22 protein-coding genes and 1 tRNA gene are annotated in these 23047 nt (G+C 70.0%); 13 read left to right on the top strand and 10 right to left on the bottom strand.

Annotated features, from left to right (window positions below):
* Positions 1–10 precede the first annotated feature (10 nt).
* Positions 11–1081, top strand: a complete 1071-nt coding sequence (locus BWR60_RS05345; RefSeq protein ID WP_088149970.1) for a DUF2252 family protein — start codon at positions 11–13, stop codon at positions 1079–1081.
* 167 nt (positions 1082–1248) lie between these two features.
* A complete protein-coding gene (locus BWR60_RS05340; protein ID WP_088149969.1) occupies positions 1249–1578 on the top strand; it encodes an L-rhamnose mutarotase in 330 nt (109 codons plus the stop codon).
* A gap of 264 nt (positions 1579–1842) precedes the next feature.
* On the opposite strand, the gene BWR60_RS05335 is transcribed toward BWR60_RS05340, so the two are convergent.
* The 3 genes from BWR60_RS05335 to BWR60_RS05325 are packed head-to-tail and all read right to left on the bottom strand — an operon-like array spanning position 1843 to position 5400.
* Positions 1843–2448 (bottom strand): PqiC family protein, encoded by a 606-nt coding sequence (locus BWR60_RS05335; RefSeq protein WP_088149968.1) that lies wholly within the window; start codon positions 2446–2448, stop codon positions 1843–1845.
* Positions 2448–4139, bottom strand: coding sequence for an intermembrane transport protein PqiB (locus tag BWR60_RS05330; protein WP_088149967.1), 1692 nt, complete (start codon positions 4137–4139; stop codon positions 2448–2450). Before BWR60_RS05330 ends, BWR60_RS05335 begins: the two co-directional genes overlap by 1 nt.
* Positions 4132–5400, bottom strand: coding sequence for a paraquat-inducible protein A (locus BWR60_RS05325; RefSeq protein ID WP_088149966.1), 1269 nt, complete (start codon positions 5398–5400; stop codon positions 4132–4134). The genes BWR60_RS05330 and BWR60_RS05325 overlap by 8 nt, the downstream gene beginning before the upstream one ends.
* Before the next feature lie 349 nt (positions 5401–5749).
* Here BWR60_RS05325 and BWR60_RS05320 point away from each other — a divergent pair, with 349 nt between their 5' ends.
* The 4 genes from BWR60_RS05320 to BWR60_RS05305 all read left to right on the top strand — a co-directional run bounded on the left by BWR60_RS05320 (position 5750) and on the right by BWR60_RS05305 (position 10550).
* Positions 5750–6628 (top strand): helix-turn-helix domain-containing protein, encoded by an 879-nt coding sequence (locus tag BWR60_RS05320; RefSeq protein WP_088149965.1) that lies wholly within the window; start codon positions 5750–5752, stop codon positions 6626–6628.
* Between the two features lie 96 nt (positions 6629–6724).
* Entirely contained in the window at positions 6725–7354 is a 630-nt protein-coding gene (locus tag BWR60_RS05315) for a 2Fe-2S iron-sulfur cluster-binding protein (protein WP_088149964.1), read from the top strand.
* A 3-nt stretch (positions 7355–7357) separates the two neighbouring features.
* Entirely contained in the window at positions 7358–8344 is a 987-nt protein-coding gene (locus BWR60_RS05310) for an FAD binding domain-containing protein (protein WP_088149963.1), read from the top strand.
* 7 nt (positions 8345–8351) lie between these two features.
* Positions 8352–10550, top strand: coding sequence for a xanthine dehydrogenase family protein molybdopterin-binding subunit (locus BWR60_RS05305; RefSeq protein ID WP_088149962.1), 2199 nt, complete (start codon positions 8352–8354; stop codon positions 10548–10550).
* 159 nt (positions 10551–10709) lie between these two features.
* Here the strand turns inward: BWR60_RS05305 and BWR60_RS05300 are convergent, their stop codons facing one another.
* The 5 genes from BWR60_RS05300 to BWR60_RS05280 form a co-directional block, all read right to left on the bottom strand.
* Positions 10710–11591, bottom strand: a complete 882-nt coding sequence (locus BWR60_RS05300) for a glycine betaine ABC transporter substrate-binding protein (RefSeq protein ID WP_088149961.1) — start codon at positions 11589–11591, stop codon at positions 10710–10712.
* A gap of 63 nt (positions 11592–11654) precedes the next feature.
* Complete coding sequence (locus tag BWR60_RS05295; RefSeq protein ID WP_088149960.1) at positions 11655–12566, bottom strand: ABC transporter permease; 912 nt, start codon at positions 12564–12566, stop codon at positions 11655–11657.
* 3 nt (positions 12567–12569) lie between these two features.
* Positions 12570–13772, bottom strand: coding sequence for a glycine betaine/L-proline ABC transporter ATP-binding protein ProV (proV, locus tag BWR60_RS05290; protein WP_230982955.1), 1203 nt, complete (start codon positions 13770–13772; stop codon positions 12570–12572).
* A 350-nt stretch (positions 13773–14122) separates the two neighbouring features.
* Positions 14123–14542 carry a hypothetical protein gene (locus tag BWR60_RS05285; protein WP_088149959.1) on the bottom strand — a complete coding sequence of 140 codons (420 nt, stop codon included), beginning with the start codon at positions 14540–14542 and terminating at the stop codon, positions 14123–14125.
* Positions 14543–14799: 257 nt separating this feature from the next.
* Positions 14800–15204, bottom strand: coding sequence for a winged helix-turn-helix transcriptional regulator (locus BWR60_RS05280; protein ID WP_088149958.1), 405 nt, complete (start codon positions 15202–15204; stop codon positions 14800–14802).
* A gap of 98 nt (positions 15205–15302) precedes the next feature.
* Between BWR60_RS05280 and BWR60_RS05275 the strand changes: the two genes are divergently transcribed.
* Positions 15303–16424, top strand: a complete 1122-nt coding sequence (locus BWR60_RS05275; protein ID WP_088149957.1) for an NADH:flavin oxidoreductase — start codon at positions 15303–15305, stop codon at positions 16422–16424.
* A gap of 129 nt (positions 16425–16553) precedes the next feature.
* Here the strand turns inward: BWR60_RS05275 and BWR60_RS05270 are convergent.
* Positions 16554–16630: transfer RNA gene (locus BWR60_RS05270), tRNA-Pro, on the bottom strand.
* Between the two features lie 65 nt (positions 16631–16695).
* On the bottom strand, positions 16696–17733 hold the full coding sequence (locus BWR60_RS05265; RefSeq protein ID WP_429913007.1) for a polyprenyl synthetase family protein: 1038 nt from the start codon (positions 17731–17733) through the stop codon (positions 16696–16698).
* A gap of 121 nt (positions 17734–17854) precedes the next feature.
* Between BWR60_RS05265 and BWR60_RS05260 the strand changes: the two genes are divergently transcribed.
* The 6 genes from BWR60_RS05260 to glyS all read left to right on the top strand — a co-directional run bounded on the left by BWR60_RS05260 (position 17855) and on the right by glyS (position 23040).
* Entirely contained in the window at positions 17855–18073 is a 219-nt protein-coding gene (locus tag BWR60_RS05260; protein ID WP_088149955.1) for a DUF2007 domain-containing protein, read from the top strand.
* Entirely contained in the window at positions 18066–18809 is a 744-nt protein-coding gene (locus BWR60_RS05255) for a tRNA1(Val) (adenine(37)-N6)-methyltransferase (RefSeq protein WP_088149954.1), read from the top strand. Before BWR60_RS05260 ends, BWR60_RS05255 begins: the two co-directional genes overlap by 8 nt.
* 72 nt (positions 18810–18881) lie before the next feature.
* A complete protein-coding gene (locus BWR60_RS05250; RefSeq protein ID WP_088149953.1) occupies positions 18882–19715 on the top strand; it encodes a S49 family peptidase in 834 nt (277 codons plus the stop codon).
* Between the two features lie 8 nt (positions 19716–19723).
* The gene (locus BWR60_RS05245) at positions 19724–19948 is read left to right on the top strand and encodes a hypothetical protein (RefSeq protein ID WP_088149952.1); all 225 of its coding nucleotides are present in this window, start codon (positions 19724–19726) and stop codon (positions 19946–19948) included.
* A 112-nt stretch (positions 19949–20060) separates the two neighbouring features.
* The gene (locus tag BWR60_RS05240) at positions 20061–20942 is read left to right on the top strand and encodes a glycine--tRNA ligase subunit alpha (RefSeq protein ID WP_088149951.1); all 882 of its coding nucleotides are present in this window, start codon (positions 20061–20063) and stop codon (positions 20940–20942) included.
* 1 nt (position 20943) lies between these two features.
* Positions 20944–23040 (top strand): glycine--tRNA ligase subunit beta, encoded by a 2097-nt coding sequence (gene glyS / locus BWR60_RS05235; protein ID WP_088149950.1) that lies wholly within the window; start codon positions 20944–20946, stop codon positions 23038–23040.
* Positions 23041–23047 lie beyond the last annotated feature (7 nt).

Genomic DNA, 23047 nt, shown 5'->3' with positions numbered 1-23047 from the left:
CGGGGTCCGCATGGGGTCGATCACAGCGTCGGTCAAGCGCTACGAGGTCTGGCTCGAGGAGCAGCTCGGCCGTCAGCTCGTGCAGGCCGATCTCGACCGCAAGCACCGCAGGATGGAGGAGAGCGATTTCCTCTTCCTGCGCGCCACCTGCTTCCGCTGGGCCGAGACCGCGCATGAGCTGTGCCCCGGCCTGATGGGCGCGCCGCGCGTCGTCTCGGTGGGCGACGCCCATATCGGCAATTTCGGGCTGTGGCGCGATGCCGAGGGGCGGCTGATCTGGGGCGTGAACGATTTCGACGAGGCGGCGGAGACGCCTTACGCCCTCGACCTCGTCCGCCTGGCGGCCAGCGCCCTGCTCGCACGGGGCCGCGACCGCTCGGTCGCGCTCGACGAGATCTCCGCCGCCATCCTCGGCGGCTATGTCGAGGGGCTGCGGGCGCCGGCTGCCTTCGTGCTGGAGCGGCGGCATCTCTGGCTGCGCGACCTGGTGCTGGCCAGCGACGAGGAGCGCGAGCGGTTCTGGTCGGCGCTGGAGCAGCTGCCGCACGCCTCGGCGCCGCGGGCCTATCGCGAGGTGCTGGCCGCCGCCATGCCGGATTCGGATCTGGCGGTGGTCACCGTCCGGCGGGTGGCGGGGCTCGGCAGCCTCGGGCGACCGCGCTGGGTCGGGCTGGCCGACTGGCATGGCGGGCCGGTGGCGCGCGAGGCCAAGCCGCTGCTGCCCTCGGCCTGGTCGCTGATCCAGGGCGGCGACCGCAAGATGCGTTTCGCCGAGATCGCCTTCAGCAAATACCGGATCGCCGATCCCTGGCTGAAGCCGCGCAAGGGCATCGTCGTCCGCCGGCTGGCGCCGAACAGCCGCAAGCTCGATTTCCCGGCGCTGGCCGATCCCGGCCTGATGCGGCGGCTGCTGACGGCGATGGGGGCGGAGCTGGCCAATCTGCACTCCGCCCGCCGCTCCCGCGCCCGCGCCATCGCCGAGGATCTCGAGGCGCGGAAGCCGGCCTGGCTGCGCGACGCCGCCGGCAGGGTCGCCGAGGCGACGCGGCAGGACCGGGTGGCGTGGCGGGCCCGGCGCTGAGAGACCGTTTGGAAATGCTACTGGCGTGGCCGTCTGATGGCGGTTTCTCCGCTTCCGGTGCTCACGGACTTGAACGTCCGCTGCGCTCCGGTTCTCGAAACCACCACCAGCCGACTCACGCCAGCGCATTTCGAAACGGTCTCTGAAGATAGGACGAGGACAGGGTGATGCAGCGCATGGGCATGTGCATCCGGCTGAAGCCGGATACGGTGGCGGAGTATCTGCGGCTGCACCAGGCCGTCTGGCCCGAGGTGCTGGCGATGATCAGCGCCTGCCACATCCGCAACTATTCGATCTTCCTGAAGCAGCCGGAGAACATCCTGTTCGGCACCTGGGAGTATCACGGGGCTGATTTCGCCGCCGACATGGCGCGGATGGCGGGCGATCCGAGGACGCGGGAATGGTGGGCGCTGTGCGCGCCGTGCCAGGAACCGTTCGAGACCCGCGAGGAGGGGGAGTGGTGGGCCATGATGCCGGAGGTCTTCCACCTCGATTGAAACGCCCTCCGCGCCATCGTGAAGCCTCCGTGAACCGCGGCTTTCACGCTGCGAAAATCCGGTGGGAGACCTCCCAAATGGGGGTGTCGGTGCGCTGCCGGATCCATGACACTCCGACTACCGCCTCGACCCCGTCGGGGCGGCCGGCGAAGGCTTCGCCGGACTGACTCCATTGCTCCACTTCAGGGCCGGCCCGTACCGCAACCGGGCCGGCCTCTTTTCCTGGCGCCGGAGCCTGGAGCAGGAGCGGCGCCGGATACGGCGTTATCGCGGCTTTGACCGGCCTGCCGGAAGCTGGATCTGCTGTGCGATATGGTCGGCCAACTCGCCGAGCGCGTCGCTCATCGTCCGGACCTCGGCGGCGGTGCTGTCGTCGGCCGGGCGGCGGGTGATCCGCGCCGTCTCGGTCCGGGGCCGGCCGCCCGACTTGCGCTGCACCCGCCACTGCGCCTCCAGCACCACCGTGCCGTCGGCCTCCGGGTCGAAGCGGCCCAGCGCCAGCTCCACCGTCAGGGCCTCGTCGCCGGACAGCGTCCGGCTGGTGGTGACGACCGAGCCCGCGGGCAGCCGGGCGGCCAGGTCGTCGGCCAGCACCCGCTGCACCATGTTGGCCAGCGGCTCGCCCCAGCGCTCGAACTCCTCGACCCCGAGCTCGACCGTGCCGGAGCGCCGGACGATCTGCGGCCGGTCGAGATATTTCGGAACCTCGACCGCCGCCACCGAGGCCGTGACCGGCCGTCCCGCAACGGCCGCGCCCGGCACGGTCGCCAGGGTGTAGACCTTGGGTGGCGTCGATGAGCAGGCGGCCAGCGCCGCGGCGGCCAGGAGCCCGGCGAGGAGCCCGCGGCGGGGCAGGGGCAAAGCGCGCATCAGTCCAGCCCTCCGGTCTTGCCCCGGATCAACGCCTCGGGGTGCTGCTCGAGATAGTCGGAAAGGATGCGGACCGACCGCAACGTGTCCTCGACCTGGCTCATAAGCCGGGTCAGGTCGCGCTTGAAGGTCGACTCCGCGCCATAGCCCTGGTTCATCGAGCCCAGCGTGCCGCTGAGCCGCTGCACCGCCTGCTGCGCCGTGGCGAGCAGCGGCGGCAGCTTCTCGATCACCGGGCCCAGATCGGTGTTGGCCTGGCTCAGCAGCTGCTGGGTGGAGGACAGGGCGCCGGCCAGGGAGCGCAGCGACTCCGTGATCTCCGGCGCCGCGGCCAGCGTCTCGACGGATTTCAGCGTCGCGTTGGCCTGGTCGATCAGCTTGTCGAGGGGCAGCGCCGACACCTTGTCGAGGATGCCGTTGATCGACCGCATGGCGCTGTCGAGCTGCCCGGGAATGCTCGGGATCACCGGATAGCGGTCGCCGGTGCCCAGCTCCGCCGGCGCCGCGTCGGGATACATGTCGAGGGTGACGACCATCTGGCCGGTGATCAGGTTGCCGGTCTTCAGCTGCGCCCGCAGCCCGCGCCGGACCAGCCCCGCGACGACGGCGCCGCTGCCGAAATTCTCCTCGGTGCCAACCAGCTCGATCCGCTGCGGCTCGACCTCGATCGTCACCGGGATGCGCGCCTGGCCCGCGGCGGCGTCGTATTGCAGCCGGATATCCGTGACCTGGCCGACCTTGAGGCCATGCCATTCGACCGCGGCGCCCGGCGCCAGGCCGCCGACCGATTCGTTGAAATACACCAGATAGGGCAGGCGGACCGTGTACTGCGCCTCATCCACGCTCTGCTGGTCCTTGAACAGCGGAAAGGTGGTGCCCGCCTTGGCCGGCTGGCCGGTCCGGGCGGTGGCCGGGGTGTCGAAGGCGAGGCCGCCGGCCAGCACTGCCTGCAGGGATTCGAGCTGCAGCTTCAGCCCCTGCGGCCCGGTGGTCAGCGAGATGCCGGCCGCGTTCCAGAACCGCGTCCCGGCGTAGACTTGGCGGTCGAACGGCGCGCGGATGAAGGCGTGGATCGTCACGCCCGCCTCGAGGTTCGAGGAATCGAAGCCCATCACCTGGCCGACCTGGACGTCGCGGAAATAGATCGGCGACCCGGCGCCGACCGAGCCGATCCGGTCGGCGGTCAGCAGGAACTCGGTGCCCGGCACGTCGGCCCGCACCACCGGCGGATCCTCCAGCCCGGTGAAGCTGCGCTCGCTGTCGCCCTGGCCGGGGTCGAGCTCGATGAACGCCCCGGACACGATGGTCGAGAAGCCGGTCAGCCCGCCCGAGGCCGACAGGCGCGGCCGCACCACCCAGAAGCGCGTGCCCTGGCGCAGATGCGCCGTCGCCTCCCTGGTCATCTCGGCGGTCACCTCGACATGGCTCAGATCCTCGGACAGGGCGATGGTCTTGACCGTGCCGAACACCACCTCCTTGTGCTTGATCAGGGTCTTGCCGGCCTCCAGCCCGTCCGCGGACTGGAAGCTGATGGTGATGGTCGGCCCCTTCTCGGAGAAGGTGATCCAGGCGAGATAGACGCCGACCAGTGCCGCGACGATCGGCACCAGCCAGATCGGAGTCAGCCGGCGCTTGCGGTCGATGCGCGGGGCGGGGGCCGCCGGCCCGGGATGATCATCTGTCTCAGTCACGGTTTTCCCCCGCCGCGTCCCAGATCAGGCGCGGATCGAACGTCATGGCCGCGATCATGGTCACGATCACCACCGCGGCGAAGGAGACGGCGCCGATCCCGGGCTCGATCGTCGCCAGCTGGCCGAGCTGGACCAGCGCCACCAGGATCGAGATCATGAAGATGTCGATCATCGACCAGCGGCCGACCGCCTCGACGATGCGGTAGATCACGGTCCGGTTGCGCAGCTGGCCCCGGGCGCCGCGCTGGGTCGTGACCAGCAGGTAGATCAGCCCCGCCAGCTTCAGCACCGGCACGGTGATCGAGGCGAAGAACACCAGCGCGGCCAGCGGCCACATGCCGGAATCGGCCAGCTCGATCACCCCGCTGATGATCGTGTCCGGCGCGCCGCTGCCCAGCGAGATCACGGTCATCACCGGGAACAGGTTGGCCGGGATGTAGAGGATGATCGCGGTCACCACCAGCGCCCAGGTCCGGGTCAGGCTGTCCGGCCGCCGTCGGTGCAGCGCGGCGCCGCAGCGCGGGCAGGCACCATGGCCCCCGGCCGGCAGGTTCGAGACCAGGCCGCAGCCATGGCACAGCGCGGTCGGCCGGCGCGGGGCGGCCGTCGGGGTGGCCGGCACCAGGCCGCGGCGCTCGAACGCCCGCCACACCGTCTCGGTGTCCAGGCTGGTGCCGGCGGCGATGATCGCCAGCATCAGCCCGCCGACCGAATAGAGGCCGGGCCCGACCACGACGGTGGCGAGGTCGATCAGCTTCACATAGGCGACGAAGACGCCGAGGAGATAGACCTCCATCATTGCCCAGGGGCCCAGCAGGTCGGCCCAGCGGTACAGCCGCGGCAGCCAGCGCGGCGGCCGCCTCAGGCGCAGGCCGCCCAGCACCACGGCCAGCGTGCCCAGCCGCAGGCCGGGGGCCAGGAACATAGTCAGCGCCACCACCGCCGCCAGCTCCCACAGCCCCTGCCGGTACAGCGAGACCACCCCGGTGACCAGGCTGGCGCTCTGCACCCGGCCGGAGATCTCCAGCGAGATGAAGGGCAGGAGGTTCGCCATCAGGAACAGCACCAGCCCGGCGCAGGCATAGGCGAAGGCATGGTCCAGCGAGCTGGCACGGAACCGGTGCAGCGTCGCGCCGCAGCGGATGCAGCGCGCGGCGGTGCCGTCCGGCAGCACCGGCACGGCATGCCCCAGCCCGCATTCGTGGCATTCCATCAGGCGCGGGGCATTGGCTGAAAGGCCCGGCCCCGGGCTGGGCGACATGTGACCACTATCAGGCGTGTCGAGTGGTCTTCCCTGCACACAATGTCTCCAGCTTCCTGCTGTGAACCTCAGGTACCGGCAATATCCGGTCCATTCAAGATCTGTCGCCCGCCCGAAACAACTATTCGTTCAGGATTTGCATTGATGTCTCCGGGCGGGTGCCGCTACCGAAGGCCGCCTTGGTGTCCGGGCACGGCGCTGCGCATGTCCTGCGGAGACAGGTTGACGCTGCCGGGTTCAATCCGGCCCGTCACGGACCACATCACCGGGACCCACATCGTCTCGTCGGCATGGCTTCCGCATTGCTGTGGCGATCGCGGCGGCGTGGCAACGGAGCCGAGGTGCAGCCATGTCGATCCGCCCCATGTTCGGCCACGGGCAGATCCAGGCCCGCGAGGATGCGACGGTCCGGCTGCGCCGGGTTTCGTGGTTCGGCTCGCAGGTGCTGTACGACTGCCGGCGCTGGGTATGCCGGGAGGTGGAGATGCGGTGGTCCGCGCCGCGGCATCTGCTGGTGCTGACCGATGCCGGCCGCACCGCGGGCACCCGCGTCCAGGCCGAGGGCCGGCTGCTGTTCGACGGCCCTGACCGGCCGGGCGTGTTCACCTTCGTCCCGGCAGGGGCGGAGCGGACCGGCGTCTACCGCGATGCCGATCTGCGCTACTCGGCCCTCTGGATCGATCCTGCCTGGAATCAGGCCGGCCGCCTGGCGCGTCTGCCGATCGTGGTGAATCGCAGCGACGCCGTGATCGGCTCTCTGATCGGCGCGCTGCAGTCCGAGATCGCGCTCGGCTGCCGCCCCGATGCAGCCTATCTCGAGCATCTCGTCGCCGTGTTGGCGTTCCGGCTGGCGGCGCTGGACGGCGACCCGCCGCCGGCCCCGCGCCACGGGCGGCTCGGCAGCCGCGCCCTGGCCCGGGTCCGGGGCTATGTCGATGCCCATATCGCCGACGACATCTCGCTGGCTGGCATGGCCGAGGTTGCCGGCATGGGCGCCGACAGCTTCGCCCGGCGCTTCAAGGCCACGACCGGAATCGCGCCCTGGGCCTTCGTGCTGGAGGAGCGGATCCGCCGGGCCGAATCGATGCTCGGCGACCCTGCTTTGCCGATCGGGACCGTCGCCGCCCGGCTCGGCTTCTCGAGCCAGAGCCACTTCACCGCGACGTTCCGGCGCCTGCGCGGCACCTCCCCCCGGAGCTATCGGATGCGGATTCTTCCCGAATCCTGACAATGCTGCCGGCTTTCTGACAGCGGCCGGGCCGCGCGGCCCCCACCTCACCGGCATCGACGAGACTGGTCTCGTCCCGCAGACGGGGGATGCTCCATGGCCGCAGCCGACGGCAACACCGGACCGACGCGCCGCTCCGTGCTGGAGGCGGGCGCCGCGGCCAGCCTGGTCTTCACCGGCGCCGCGGCGCCCGCCGCCGCCCAGCCGCCCACGCCGATCCGGACGGCGACGATGCGCCTGTCGATCAACGGGCAGGGACGGGCGGTCGAGCTGGACACGCGGGCGACGCTGCTCGACGCGCTGCGCAACTCCCTCGGCCTGACCGGCTCGAAGAAGGGCTGCGACCACGGCCAGTGCGGCGCCTGCACGGTGCTGGTGAACGGCCGGCGCATCAACGCCTGCCTCACCCTGGCGGTGATGCATGAGGGCGACGAGATCGCCACCATCGAGGGGCTGGCGCGGGGCGATGCGCTGCATCCGATGCAGGCCGCCTTCGTCGCCCGCGACGCGTTCCAATGCGGCTATTGCACGCCCGGGCAGATCTGCTCCGCCATCGGCATGCTGGGCGAGGTGGATGCCGGCTGGCCGAGCCATGCCAGTGCCGATGTCGCCGCTGCCGTCACGCTCGACGATGCGGAGATCCGCGAGCGGATGAGCGGCAATATCTGCCGCTGCGCGGCCTATCCCAACATCGTTGCGGCCATCCGCGACGTGGCGGAGGCGTGACCGATGCAGCCCTTCACCTATGAGCGCGCAACAAGCGCGCACGGGGCGGCCGCGGCGGTCGGGGGACAACCGGGAGCCCGCTTCATCGCCGGCGGCACCAATCTGCTCGATCTGATGAAGCTCGGGGTCGAGCAGCCGACCCATCTGGTCGACATCAGCCGGCTGCCGCTCGACCGGATCGAGCCGATGCCGGAAGGCGGGCTGCGCATCGGGGCGCAGGTGCGGAACAGCGACCTTGCCGCCGACCCGGCGGTGCGGCGGCGCTATCCGGTGCTGGCCCAGGCGCTGCTGGCCGGCGCGTCCGGCCAGATCCGCAACAAGGCGTCGACCGGCGGCAACCTGCTGCAGCGCACCCGCTGCCCCTATTTCCAGGACCTGTCGCTGCCGTGCAACAAGCGCAGCCCCGGCTCCGGCTGCGCCGCCCTGGACGGTTTCAACCGCATGCACGCCGTGCTCGGCGCCGGCAGCGACTGCATCGCCGTCCATCCCTCCGACATGGCCGTCGCCCTGGCCGCGCTCGACGCCCGGATCGAGACGATCCGGCCCGATGGCGGGACGAGAGTGGTCCCGGTCACCGGGCTGCACCGGCCGGCGGGCACCGCGCCGGATGTGGAGACCGTGCTGCATCCCGGCGAGATGATCACGGCGGTGGTCCTGCCCCCGCCGCCGCCCGGCCGGCAGATCTACCGCAAGGTCCGGGATCGCGCCTCCTATGCCTTCGCCCTGGTCTCGGTCGCCGCCATCATCGACGCCGAGGGCGGGCGCATTCGCCGCGCCTGCATCGCCCTGGGCGGGGTGGCGCCGAAGCCCTGGCGCGCCGACGCCGCGGAGCGGTCCCTGGCCGGTGCCGCCGCGGCGGATGACGCCTACCGCGATGCCGCCGCGGTGGCCCTGGCCGATGCGAGGGGGCGGCCTGGCAATGAATTCAAGATCCAGCTGGCGCAACGGACGCTGCGGCACACCCTGGCCGCCGCCGTCGAGCGCGGGTGAGGGGAGCATGGCAGACATCATCGCGACGGACGTCACCGTGATCGGCAAGCCGGTCGACCGCATCGACGGCCCGCTCAAGGTCACCGGGCGGGCGACCTATGCCTATGAGCATGTGCCGAGCGAGGCACCGGCCTATGGCGTCATCCTCGGCGCGACCATCGCCAAGGGCCGCATCGCCGCGATCGACACGGCGGAGGCGGAGCGGGCGCCGGGCGTGCTGCATGTGATGACCCATCGCAACGCCCCGGCTCAGCCCGACTTCGGCCCGCCGCTGACCCCGACGCCGCCCGAGGTGTTCACTCGCGCCCGGCCCGTGCTCGCCGACGACCAAGTTCGCTACCATGACGAGCCGGTGGCGCTGGTGGTGGCCGAGAGCTTCGAGGCCGCGCGCGCCGCCGCCGGGCTGATCCGGGTCCGGTACGAGGCGGCGGCGGGCGCCTTCGAGCTGGCGCCCCGCCTGGCCGAGGCCTATGCGCCGCCGCGGACCAATGCCGGAATGCAGACCGACAGCGCCATCGGCGATTTCGAAGGAGCCTTCGCCGCCGCGCCGGTCAGGGTCGAGGCGATCTACCGGACGCCCTATGAGCATCACAATCCGATGGAGCCCCACGCCACGCTGGCCGAATGGTCCGGCGACATGGTGACGATCCGCACCGGGGCGCAGACCCTGGCGAATGTTCGGGCCGGCATCGCCAACACGCTCGGCATACCGTCGGAGAATGTCCGCATCGTCAGCCCCTTCACCGGCGGCGGCTTCGGTTCCAAGCTGATCGTGCATGCGGACACGGTGCTGGCCGCCCTGGCCGCACGGAACCTGCAGCGGCCGGTCAAGGTCGCCCTGACCCGGCAGCAGATGTTCGGCAACGCCGGACATCGGGCGGAGATGATGCATCTGGTCCGCCTCGGCGCGGATCGTGAGGGGCGGCTGACCGCCCTCGGCCATGACGTCTGCTCGGCCACCTCGCGTGTCGAGGAGTATTGCGAGCAGACGGCGGTCGTCACCCGGTCGCTCTACGCCGCCCCGAACCGGCTGACCCGGCACCGGCTGGTGCCGGTCGATCTCCGCCGTGGCGAATGGATGCGCTCACCGGGCGAGGCGCCGGGGCTGATCGCCTTCGAATGCGGCATGGACGAGCTGGCCGAACGGCTCGGCCTCGACCCGATCGAGCTGCGTATCCGCAACGAGCCGGCGCGGGATCCCGAGCGCGGCGTGCCTTTCGCCAGCCGCAACCTGGTCGGCTGCCTGCAGGAGGGCGCGCGTCGCTTCGGCTGGGACCGCCGCAGCGCCGCGCCGGGGCAGGTCCGCGAGGGCCGCAAGCTGATTGGCATGGGCATGGCCGCGGCGATCCGGCCCAACTATCTCGGTGCCGCCACCGCCCGGGTGGCGATCGATGCCCGGGCCCGGGTGACGGTACGGCTCGACATGACCGATATCGGCACCGGCACCTACACCATCCTGGCCCAGATCGCGGCCGAACGGCTCGGCGTGCCGCTCGCGGCCGTGACGGTGGAGCTCGGCGACAGCCGGTTCCCGCGCACCGCCGGCTCCGGCGGGTCCTGGGGCGCCGCCAGCTCCGGCTCTGCCGTCCATCAGGCCTGCCTCGCGCTGCGGGCGAAGATCGCGGCGGCCGCGGGGACAGGCGACGGCACGCTGTCGGCCGATTTCCTCGCCCGCATCGCCCCGGAGGGGCTCGAGGCCGAGGGGGCGTCCACCCCGATGGCGGCGAACCCCGACTACAAGGCTTTCTCCCAGCATTCCCACGGCGCGCAATTCGCCGAGGTCGCGGTCGACATCGACACCGGCGAGGTCCGGCTGCGGCGTATGCTGGCGGTGATCGATGCCGGCCGCCTGCTGAACGCCAAGACCGCGCGCTCGCAGGTGATCGGCGGCATGACCTGGGGCCTCGGCGCGGCGCTGATGGAGGAGACGCATCTCGACCCGCGCCATGGCCGCTTCGTCAACCGCGACCTCGCCGAATATCACGTCCCCGTCCATGCCGACGTACCGGAGCTGGAGGTCGTGTTCCTGGAGCAGCCGGACGAGAAGGCGAATCCGCTCGGCGCCAAGGGTCTCGGCGAGCTCGGCGTCTGCGGCGCCGGGGCAGCGGTGGCCAATGCCGTTCACAACGCCACTGGCGTGCGGGTGCGGGATTTCCCCATCACCCTCGACAAGCTGCTGCCGCACCTCCCCATGGCGGATGCGTGAGGGATTGCGTCCGCGTCGCCGCGGGAGCTGTCGGCCTCACTGACCAGGAATTCGATACCGGCTGGTGACCCGATGATTCGTCGGCACCGGTGGCTCAAAATGCACGGTCCCCGGGGAAGGCTCTCCCCCGGGGACCGGCGCATGCGGATCGCGGAGCCGTCAGGCGCCGCCGATCTCGCCGGTCAGCCAGTACTTCACCCGGGCCGGGTGTTCGGCGATGTACTTCTCGACCGCCGCCTCATAGGAGGTGTCCTGGGCGTCGGCCATCGCTGCCTCCAGCTCTTTCAGCGGCAGGTGCATGCGCATCAGGAACTTCGCCGCTTCGGGGTGGTCGGCCTGGAAGCCCTTGCGCCCAAGGACGTAGATCCGCTCCACCCCGCCCAGGGCGCCCTTCGGGTCCTCGAGATAGCGCAGATCGTACTTGCCGAACATCCAGTGCGGGCTCCAGCCGGTCACGACGATCCATTCCTTCCGGCGGATCGCCCGGTCCAGCGCCGCAACCATCGCCGCGTCGCTGGCCGAGACCAGCTCGTAGTCGTCGAGGCCATAGGTGTCGATCGCCTCGCCCGACAGCCGCATCAGGCCGGCGCCGGGATCGATGCCCTGGATCTTGCCGTTCAGCTTCTTCTGCACGTCGTCCTTGGCCAGGTCGGCAATCGAGGCGACCTGGTCCTCGGGCACGTAGGACGGCACCACCCAGCCGAGCTTGGCATCGGTGTAGAGGACGCCGAGCGTCACCACGTCGTCGCCCACGCGCTTGAAGTAGTCGGCATGGGTCTGCGGCAGCCACGCCATCATCATGGCGTCGATGTCGCCCTTGGCCACACCCTGGTATTGCGGCGCGATATCGGTCTGCACCAGCTCCACGGGCGTGCCGTAGGTGTCGGTGATCAGCTTCTGCGCCAGCTTGGTGACGAACTCCGCATCGGACCAGGCCGTCCAGCCGATCTTGATTGGAGTCTGGTCCTGGGCGCTCGCCGGGAGGCCGGCGCCGGCGGTCAACGCCGCCGCCAGGGCCAATCTTGCGAAGGCCTTCAGCATGACATCTCCTTGTTCTCGGGGGTCGTTCGGTGTCGTTCGGTGCTCCGGGGCCGCCCGGGGCTGTCAGCGGCCCGCGGACGGCGCCGCGGTGCCGCCGGCATCGGCCGGCATCCGGCGGCTGCGGCCGAGGAGCGCCCTCAGGCCGCCGGATGGCTTCGAGCCGCCGACGCTCTGGGTGATGCGGTCCAGGATGACGGCCAGGGCGACGACGGCGACCCCGCCCTCGAACCCCAGTCCGACATCGAGCCGCTGGATGCCGGTCAGGACGGTGTTGCCCAGCCCGCCGGCGCCGATCATCGAGGCGATCACCACCATGGACAGCGCCAGCATCACGGTCTGGTTGACGCCGGCCATGATCGACGGCAGGGCATTGGGGATCTGCACCTTGAAGAGCAATTGCCGGTCGGTGCAGCCGAAGGCCAGGCCCGCCTCGATGAACTCCTGGTCGACCTGCCGGATGCCGAGATCGGTCAGCCGCACCACCGGCGGCATCGAGAAGATCACGGTGGCGATCGTGCCCGGCACGGCGCCCAGGCCGAAGAACATGGCGGCCGGGATCAGGTAGACGAAGGCCGGCATGGTCTGCATCAGGTCGAGCACCGGCCGCGCCACCGCCCGGACGAGGGTGCTGCGCGCCATGGCGATGCCGAGCGGGATGCCGACGGCGACGGCGAAGGCTGTCGCCGCGAGCACCAGCGACAGGGTCTCCATCGTCGACTTCCACAGCCCCATGCCCATGATCACGGCCAGCGCCGCCGCGGCGAACACCGCGAAGCGCCAGCCGACCCGCCACAGGGCCAGCAGCACGATGACCAGGATGCCCGCCTCCGGCGGCACGGCCAGCAGCGCCGCCTTAATGCCGTCGGCGACGAAGCCGATGGCGGCGGAGATGACGTCCAGCGCCGGCGCGAAATGGTCCAGGGCATAGTCGACGGCCGTGTTGGCGGCGTCGCCGATTCTGAGATCGAATTCCATAACTCAGCTCGTCCGGTCGAGGGCCATCAGCAGGGCGTCCTTGGTGATGGTGCCGTGATAGCGCCCGTCCACGCCGACGACCGGCACCGGCCAGCGGCTTTCCGCGACGCGGCCCAGCACCTGGGTCAGCGGCAGGTCGGCGGCGATCGGTGCGACATCCGGCAGAAAGGCATCGGGATAGGCGTCCCAAGCATCGCGGCGCAGCGCCGCGGTCAGCGATTCGACGCACACCATTCCCTGATAGAGCCGGGCGCGGTCGGTCACGACGGCGATCTCCTGGTCGTGGCGGCGCAGGCGCTCCAGCGCGGCATCGGCCTTCACGTCCGGCCGCTCGACCCGGGCGATCCGGGTCTGCCGGGCGACGTCGCCGGCGGTGAACACCCGGGTCACGTCGACGCCGCGGAAGAACGACCGCACATAGTCGTTGGCCGGCTTCGTCACGATCTCTTCCGGGGTACCGACCTGCACCACCATGCCATCCTGCATGATGGCGATCCGGTCGCCGATCCGCATCGCCTCGTCGAGGTCATGGCTGACGAAGACGATGGTCCGCGAATGCTCGGCCTGCAGGCGCAGCAGCTCGTCCTGCATCTCGGCCCGGATCAGAGGGTCGAGGGCGGAGAAGGCCTCGTCCATGAGCAGGATGGTGGGCTCCGACGCCAGCGCCCGGGCCAGCCCGACGCGCTGCTTCATCCCTCCGGAGAGCTCGGACGGCAGGCTGTCGGCATAGCGGTCCAGCCCGACTGCCGCGAGCGCCTCCCGCGCCTTTCGATGCCGTGCCGCCTCGCCGATGCCGGCCACCTCGAGGCCGAAGGCGGTGTTGTCCAGCACGGTGCGCTTCGGCAGCAGGGCGAAGGTCTGGAACACCATGCTCATGTCGCGGCGCCGCAGCGCGATCAGGTCGCGCTTCGACATCTCGGTCACATCCTGGCCGTCGATCACGATGCGGCCGATCGTCGGTTCGATCAGGCGGTTGATCAGCCGCAGCAGCGTCGACTTGCCGGATCCGGACAGGCCCATGACGACGAAGATCTCACCTTCGCGGATCTCGAACCGGGCATCGTTCACCCCGACGGTGCAGCCGGTCCGGCTGCGGATCTCGGCCTTGTCCCGGCCGGCCTCGACCATCGGGATCGCCTCGGCCACGCGCGTTCCGAAGATCTTGTAGAGGCCCTCGATGGCGATCTTCGGGGCAGCATCAGGCATGGCGCCGCTCTCGGCGACGGCGCCGCCTGATTCAGTCATTTCATCGATCATTCCGGGGTTCGTAAAGCATCATGTCCCAGAGTGCAACCCGCTTATCCCAAATTGTTTCGATATCGTTAATATTTGTTTCAGAACTTTGAATTACCGAGTGGTTCAATTAAAAAGAAATACTCGTTATTTTTGCGTACTTCAGATCGAAGTGCTGGCCAAAAGTGAGCGGGTGTCGAAGTTTGGCGCTTTGCAACTGTCTGGCGCGCAGCGTGAGCGGCCCGGGCCGATCAGGGTGAGGCGAGTGCGGGGCTTCGCGCGGCGGGGCGTTCTCCGCTCAGGCGCCCCGCCTTGTCGCCGGCCTACCGCGGCCTGAAGGCCGTCAAGAGGCCGCTGACCAGGCCGGAGGCCTTGTCCTGCAGCGTGTCGCGGCTGTCGGCGTTGGCGACATCCACCATCTGCTCGCCGAGCGTCTTGCCGGACGGGGCAGATCTCGGGACCTCCTGCAGCGCGATCAGCCCCTGCATCGACAGCCTGACCTCGAGCGCTTCCGTAATCTCCCTCGGGCGGTCGTTGTAGTAGTTTGTGACAGTCAGCAAGCCGTTCTGCTCAAGCCAGAACGTTGTATTGTATGCCAATTCCGTCTGCGGCAGTTCATCGTCATGCAACAGGCCGAGATCGTCAAAATCGAGGTCGATCGGATTGGGGAATGCCCCGTACAGCAATGCGAATACCTTCAGTGCAATCGCGTTGAAATGATCGAATTGCAGATCGGCTGTCACTGTCTCGTTCTCTCCATCATCGGCGAATTTTCGCGGCGCCAGGGCGAGAAGACGTCGGTCATCCCGCGCAAATGCGACACGGCGGAGGGTATGAAGCTCCTCGGCGACGGGCGGGACATTTGCGAGAGCAATGCCAATTCCGCTGCGCACGCCGCTTGGACGAGTGCGTCGTCGCGATTCTGTCAGTCTAATTCATCAGGGAGGCGATGGAAACTTGTTCGGTCGTCCCATGCCGATCCGGCGCCCGTGGCACGGAATCAGGAGGTCGTCGGGATCCGGAAGTCCGTCCCGGATCCCGGCAGGCCGCGCTCATCGAAGATCCTCCGCGCCTCGTCGACCTCCTCGAGATGGTCGAGCATCCAGGCATAGAGCGCCTTGAACGGGTGCTGGAGCGAGCGGCCGAGCCGGGTGATCTCATACTCCACCGCCACCGGCGAGACGGGGATGACGCGCCGCGATACCAGGCCGTTGCGCTCAAGCCGCCGCAGGCACTGCGTGAGCGCCTTCTGCGTCACCCCCTCGAGATGGCGCTTGATCGCGTTGAAGCGCATCGGCCCGGGGTCGAGCACGGTGAGGACCATCATCGACCATTTGTCCGCGATCTGATCGAACAGCAGGCGGCTGGGGCAATCGACCACGAAGCGCTGGCGCTCACAGGACATGGTTTCCTCGACGATACCTGGGCGATTCCAGGTGCGTAATTGACGCTAGGTTTACGATGTATACCTATCCGGCTCCTGCCACAACGGAGCTGCTTCGCATGGTCACCTCCTCCCCGGATGCCCTGTTCCGCCCCTTCAGGCTGCGGTCGCTGGCGCTGCCGAACCGGATCGTCATGGCGCCGATGACACGCTCCTTCGCCCCCGGCGGCGTGCCCGGCCCAGCCAATGCGGCCTATTACCGTCGGCGCGCCGAAGGCGGCGTCGGCCTCATCCTGTCCGAGGGGACGGTGGTCGATCGCCCGGCATCGCGAAACGACCCCGGCATTCCTTTCTTCCATGGCGAAGCCGCCCTGGATGGCTGGCAGGGCGTGATCGACGCCGTGCATGACGCCGGCGGCCGGATGGGCCCGCAGCTGTGGCACACCGGCGCGGTCAAGAGCTTCCTCACGGACTGGACGGCCGACGCCCCGGTCGAGAGCCCGTCAGGCCTTGATGCGCCCGGCGTGGAGCGCGGCGTGGCGATGACCGATGCGGCGATCGCCGACACGATCGCCGCTTTCGCGAAGGCGGCGGCGGAGGCCGGGAGACTCGGCTTCGACACGGTCGAGCTGCACGGCGCGCATGGCTACCTGATCGACCAGTTCTTCTGGGCGGGCACCAACCGCCGCGCGGACCGCTATGGCGGTGCCACCATCGGCGAGCGCTCGCGCTTTGCCGCGGAGGTCGTCGCGGCGGTGCGGGCCGGCGTCGGGCCCGACTTCCCGATCATCATCCGGCTCAGCCAATGGAAGCAGCAGGATTTCGCCGCCCGCCTGGCGGAGACGCCTGACGAGATGGCCGCCTGGCTCCGGCCGCTGGTCGAGGCCGGCGCGGATGCGCTGCATTGCTCGCAGCGCCGCTTCTGGGAGCCGGAGTTCCCGGAGATCGATGGCGAGCACGGCCTCAACTTCGCGGGATGGGCGAAGAAGCTGACCGGGGCCGCGACGATCAGCGTGGGCTCGGTCGGGCTGTCGGGAGACTTCATGGCCGCGTTCAGCGGCGAGAGCTCGCCGAGGGCCGGCCTGGACCGGCTGATCGACCGGATGGAGCGCGACGAGTTCGACCTGATCGCGGTCGGACGGGCGCTCCTCGGCGATCCGCACTGGGCGGTGAAGGTGCGCACCGGCAACGCGGACGCCCTGCGCGGCTTCGATGCTTCCGCGATGACCGGACTCGTCTGAAGAATGCCGGCGGCGGCGCGGGAATGCCGCCGCCGGCCGGAAGCTGCTGGAGCCGGCCTCTTTCCTGGACAGGGATTCCGGAAACAAGAACGGCGCCTCGGGAGGGCGCCGTTAGAACCGGTCTGGAAATGGTCGGAGTGAGAGGATTCGAACCTCCGGCTTCTACGTCCCGAACGTAGCGCTCTACCAGGCTGAGCTACACTCCGTCGCACCGGCGGATGGGCTTATAGCGAGACTGGCGGGGGGCTGCAAGGCCTGTGTCGCACTTCCGTCAGAAATCTCGCTCGACCACGAAATCGACCACGTCCTCCAGCGCCTGGCGCATCGGCGAGGCGGGCAGCAGGCGGATGGCCCGGATGGCGTTCTCGGCGTGGGTCCGCGCGGCGGCCATGCTGTCGGCGAGCGCGCCGTGGCGCTGCAGCAGGGCCACGGCATGGTCGAGGTCCTGCTCGCTCTGCTCGCCGTCTTCCAGCGTCCGGCGCCAGAAGCCGCGCTCCTCCTCGTTGCCGCGCTGCACGGCCAGAATCACCGGCAGGGTGATCTTGCCCTCGCGGAAATCGTCGCCGATGGTCTTGCCCAGCCGGGCCTGGCGGGCGGAATAGTCCAGCACGTCGTCAACGATCTGGAAGGCGATCCCGAGCTCGGTGCCGAAGTCGCGCATGGCGGCGCATTCGGCCGGGCTGCGATCGGCCACCACGGCGCCGATCTCGCAGGCCGCGGCGAACAGCTCCGCCGTCTTGGCACGGATGATCCGCAGATAGGTGTCGCGGCTGGTCACGGTGTCGTGCGCCGCCGACAGCTGCAGCACCTCGCCCTCGGCGATCACCGCCGAGGCGTTGGCCAGGATCCGCAGGGTCTCCAGCGACCCGTCCTCGACCATCACCTGGAAGGCGCGGGAGAACAGGAAGTCGCCGACCAGCACGCTGGCCTGGTTGCCGAACACGACATTCGCCGACGCCTGGCCGCGGCGCAGGTCGCTCTCGTCGACCACGTCGTCATGCAGCAGGGTGGCGGTGTGGATGAACTCGACCGCGGCCGCCAGGCCGACATGGCGCTGGCCGCGATGGCCGCACAGCCGGGCCGAGGCCAGGGTCAGCACCGGCCGGATGCGCTTGCCGCCCGAGGCGATCAGATAGCCGGCCAGCTGCGGGATCAACTCGACCGAACTCTGCATCCGCTGCAGGATCAGGGCGTTGACCGCCTCGAGATCCGCTGCGACAAGGGCGGTCAGGCGGTCGAGCGCGCCGGCGTCGGCGGTCGGCTCCGGCGGCAGGGACTCGGCTCTCGTCGCTCCAAGACTGGCGGTCAAGCCCGGCTCCTCAACATCCATCGTCCGATCTCCGGCACCGGCCTGCAGCAGGGCAGCGATCCGAACCGGATTGTGTCACCATGACCCTATGAATGCGCTGCATAGACGAGAAATCGGCCCCGTGAAAGAGCTTCTGCGAACCAATGACCCGGTCCGGCTGTCCTTCCTGACGGCCCTGCTGGCCGACGCGCGCATCGAAAGTGTCATCCTTGATATGCACACATCGGTGCTGGAAGGAAGCCTGGGCATCTTGCCGCGCCGCCTGATGGTCCCGGTCGAGGACTGGACCAGGGCGCGATATGTCCTTCAATCGGCAGGGGAAAGCTTGCCCGATGCCTGAGGCCGCGGCGCCCGCGGCCGGCGAGGACCGGCTGCTCGGCGGCCGTGTCCGCCTGCTGCAGCCGCGTGACGGGTATCGGGCCGCGATCGATCCGGTGCTGCTGGCCGCCGCCGTGGCGGCCGGTCCGGGCGAGCGGGTGGCCGATCTCGGCTGCGGCGTCGGCGCGGCGCTGCTGTGCCTGGCCGCGCGCTGCCCGGAGGTCGCGGTCACCGGCGTCGAGCGCGATCCCGGCCTGGCGGCGCTGGCGCGCGACAATCTGGGGCTGAACGGGCTGGCGGGACGCGCCACGGTCATCGAGGGCAGCGTCGCCGAGCCGATTCCGGACGCGCCCTTCGACCGGGTGATGATGAACCCGCCCTTCCTGCCGCCGGGCCGTGGCCGCACCTCGGCCCATCAGATCAAGGCGGCGGCGAATGTCGAGGACGGGCTCGACCTGGCCGGCTGGATCGCGGCCGCGGCAAAGGTGCTGAAGCCGCGCGGCTGGCTGACCCTGGTGCACCGGGCCGACCGGATCGACGAGATCTGCGCCGCGCTGCGGCCGGGCTTCGGAGCAGTGACGCTGTTCCCGCTCTGGCCCCGGGCGGGGGAGCCGGCGCGGCGGGTGCTGGTGCAGGCGCGGCGGGGCGGCCGGTCGCCGGCGGTGCTGGCGGCCGGGCTGGTGCTGCATGAGGCCGATGGCGGCTACACCCCGGCGGCGCAGGCGGTGCTGCGCGACGCCGCGCCGCTGGCGCTTTGAGGCGTCGGACCTTTTGAAATCGAGGCCCGGCGGGCCATATCCTGCCGACGGCAACCGATCGAGAGTGTTTCCATGGGCCTCCGACTTCCCTTCCTCGGCCGCGGCGACGGGCCGCTGGTGACCGTGCTGCCGCTGCGCGGCGTGATCGGGGGCGGGCGCGGATTGCTGGCCCAGGGCCTGTCGATGGAGAAGCTGGCCCGCCCGATCGCCGCCGCCTTCGCCCCCAAGAAGCTGGCGGCGGTGGCGCTGCTGGTGAACTCGCCCGGCGGCTCCCCGGTGCAGTCCTCGCTGATCGCGCGCCGCATCCGCGACCTGGCGGAGGAGAAGAAGGTGCCGGTCTATGCCTTCGTCGAGGACGTCGCCGCCTCCGGCGGCTACTGGCTGGCCTGCGCCGGCGACGAGATCTGGGTCGATGACAGCTCGATCATCGGTTCGATCGGCGTGATCTCCGCCGGCTTTGGCTTCCAGGACGCGATCGCGCGCATCGGTGTCGAGCGTCGGATGCACACCGCCGGCACGCGCAAATCGATCCTCGATCCGTTCCAGCCCGAGCGGCCGGAGGATGTGGCCAAGCTGGAGGAGCTGCAGCGCGAGATCCACGCCGCCTTCATCGCCCATATCCGCGCCCGGCGCGGCGGCCGGCTGACGGCGGACGACGCCACCCTGTTCACCGGGGAGTTCTGGACCGGCGCCAAGGGCCGCGCCCTCGGCCTCGCCGACGGCATCGGCCATGCCCATGCCGTGCTGCGCGCCAAGTTCGGGCCGAAGGTGCGGCTGAAGCCGGTGCAGCAGCAGGCCGGCTGGCTGCGCCGCCTGACCCGCGCCGACACCCTGGCCGCCGCCGCTGTGGACAGCGCCGTCGGGGCGGTGGAGGATCGGCTGCTCTGGTCCCGCTACGGGCTGTAAGGATTCCGATGCTCGGCAAGCTTCTTGTTGCCATTGCCCTCGTGGTCGGCGTGTTCTGGCTGATGGGCATGGTGCGCCGCGTCGGCGTCGCCCGTGAGACGGCGGCCCGACGGGATGCGCTGTCGCAGCAGCACCGGGCCCGCAAGGCGCAGAAGGGAGCCGAGGACCTGGTCCGCTGCCCGAATTGCGGCGCCTATCACGCCGACGGTCTGAGCCACCGCTGCGAGGGGTGACGGGAGGGGCAGCCGGCACCGGGTTTTCGCGGCCATTTGATGCCCCGCGCGCTTGAAGCCTCCCGCCCGGCGCCCTATGGTGCCCGGCCTCTTTCCAGCGCCAGCCCGAGACATGCAGACGGTCGCCCCACCCCCGAAGAGTTTCCAGGAGATCATCCTGCGGCTGCAGAATTTCTGGGCCGCCCAGGGATGCCTGATCCTGCAGCCCTACGACATGGAGGTCGGCGCCGGTACCTCGCACCCGGCGACGACGCTGCGCTCGCTCGGCCCCGACCGGGTGTGGAACGTCGCCTATGTCCAGCCGTCGCGCCGGCCGAAGGACGGGCGCTATGGCGAGAACCCGAACCGGCTGCAGCACTACTACCAGTTCCAGGTGCTGATGAAGCCGGCGCCGGCGGACGCCCAGGATCTCTACCTGCAGAGCCTCTACGCCCTCGGCATCGACCCGGCGGTGCATGACATTCGCTTCGTCGAGGACGATTGGGAGAACCCGACGCTCGGCGCCTGGGGCCTCGGCTGGGAGGTCTGGTGCGACGGCATGGAGGTCACCCAGTACACCTATTTCCAGCAGGTCGGCGGCATCGAATGCGACCCTGTTCCGGTCGAACTGACCTACGGGCTGGAGCGGCTGGCCATGTACCTCTTGAACGTGAAGAGCGTCTACGACCTGCCGTTCAACGACCCGCAGACGCCGGGCGCCAAGCGCTATGGCGAGGTCTTCCTGCGGGCCGAGCGCGAATACTCGGCCTACAATTTCGAGCACGCCGACACGGCGATCCTGCTGCAGCACTTCAAGGATGCGGAGCAGGAATGCAAGGCGCTGCTGGAGCGCCGCCTGGCGCTGCCGGCCTATGACCAGGCCCTCAAGGCCGGCCACAATTTCAACCTGCTCGACGCCCGCGGCGTGATCTCCGTGGTCGAGCGTGCCGCCTATATCGGCCGCGTGCGCGACCTCGCCCGGGCCTGCTGCCGACTCTGGCTGGACGCCGCGTGACATGGCCGAATTCCTGCTCGAACTCTTCTCCGAGGAGATCCCGGCCCGCATGCAGGCGCGGGCCGCGGAGGACCTCAAGGCGCTCGTCACCGACGCGCTGAAGGCGGCCGGCCTGGCCTTTGATCGCGCCGAGGCCTTCGTCACGCCGCGGCGCCTGACCCTGGTGGTCGACGGCCTGCCGGCGATGCGGCCGGATGTGGTGGAGGAGCGCAAGGGGCCGAAGGTCGATGCGCCGCAGCAGGCGATCGACGGCTTCCTGAAGGCCACCGGGCTGACGCTGGAGCAGTGCGAGCAGCGCGACACGCCGAAGGGCAAGATCTGGTTCGCCAACCTGACCATCCCGGGCGGCCCGACCGCGGACCTGCTGCCGGAGGTGATCCGCAAGGCGATCCTCGGCCTGCCCTGGCCGAAATCGATGCGCGCGGCGGAGGAGGTGGTGCGCTGGGTACGCCCGCTGCATCACGTGCTGGCGCTGTTCGACGGCACGCTGGTGCCGTTCCGCTACGACCTGCACAAGCCGGATATCGACGGCTCGGGCGAGGGCGCCAAGTCGGCGGTCGATTCGACAGTCGGCCACCGCTTCCTGGCGCCGGGCCGGATCGCGGTCACCGGCTTCGCCGACTACAAGGCGAAGCTGCGCGACGCCTATGTCGTGCTCGACCGCGAAGAGCGGAAGGCGCTGATCAAGGCGCAGGTCGAGCAGCAGGCGCAGGCCGCCCGCCTGGCGCTGCGCGACGATCCGGGCCTGCTGGAGGAGGTGGCGGGGCTGGTCGAATGGCCGGTGGCCTATCTCGGCCGCATCGACGACGCTTTCATGGCGGTGCCGGAGGAGGTGCTGGTCACCTCGATGCGCACGCATCAGCGCTATTTTGCCCTGGAGGGCGGAGACGGCAAGCTGGCGGCGCGCTTCGCCGTGGTCGCCAACACCCAGACGAAGGACGACGGCGCCACGGTGATCGACGGCAATGAGCGCGTGCTGCGCGCCCGGCTGTCCGACGCCAAGTTCTTCTGGGACCAGGACCGCAAGACCCCGCTGGAAAGCCGGGTGAAGAGCCTCGAGCCGATCATCTTCCATGCGAAGCTCGGCAGCGTGGCGCAGAAGGTCGAACGCATGGCGGCGTTGGCCGCCGGCCTCGCCCCGGCGCTGGATGCCGATCCGGCCAAGGCTGATCGTGCCGCCCGGCTGGCCAAGGCCGACCTGACCTCCGAGATGGTCGGCGAATTCCCGGAGCTGCAGGGGCTGATGGGCCGCTACTACGCCCTGGCCCAGGGCGAGCCGGCGGATGTCGCCGAGGCGATCGCCGACCATTACAAGCCGGTGGGGCCTGGCGACCGCTGCCCGACCGCGCCGGTCTCGATCGCGGTGGCGCTGGCCGACAAGCTCGACACCCTGGCCGGCTTCTTTGCCATCGACGAGAAGCCGACCGGCAGCCGCGACCCCTATGCCCTGCGCCGCGCCGCGCTGGGCGTGATCCGGCTGATCACCGAGAACAAGCTGTCCCTGCCGCTGCGCGCGGCGTTCGGCGCGGCCTGGGACGCCTATCGTGTCGACGGGCTGCGCGACAAGGCCGTGGTGGTCGAGGAACTGCTGTCCTTCATCGCGGACCGCCTCAAGGTGGCGATGCGCGAGAAGGGCGTGCGCCACGACCTGATCGACGCGGTCTTCGCCGTCGGCGGCGAGGACGACCTGCTGCGCCTGCTCGGCCGGGTCGACGCCCTGGCCGCCTTCCTCGGCAGCGAGGACGGCGCCAACCTCCTCACCGCCTATCGCCGCGCCGGCAACATCGTCCGGATCGAGCGCAAGAAGGACGGGGCGGAGGGCTTTGGCGACGTCGATCCCGGCCGCTTCGCCATGGCCGAGGAACGGGCGCTGTTCGAGCGGCTGGAGGCCGATGCGCAGCCGCTGCGCGCGGCGCTGGCGGCCGGCGACTTCGCCGGGGCGATGACCATGCTGGCCGGCTGGCGGCCCGCGGTCGACGCCTTCTTCGACGCGGTCCTGGTCAACGACCCGGCGCAGCGCCGCAACCGCCTGGCGCTGCTGGAGGATCTGGCGCGGTCGATGGACGCGGTCGCGGACTTTTCGCGGGTGGAAGGGTAGGGGCGGC

It is taken from the genome of Inquilinus limosus, assembly GCF_002195995.1.
Lineage (GTDB): Bacteria > Pseudomonadota > Alphaproteobacteria > DSM-16000 > Inquilinaceae > Inquilinus > Inquilinus limosus_C.
The sequence above is the reverse complement of the archived record's forward strand: the minus strand, read 5'-3'. Positions and strand labels throughout refer to the sequence as shown.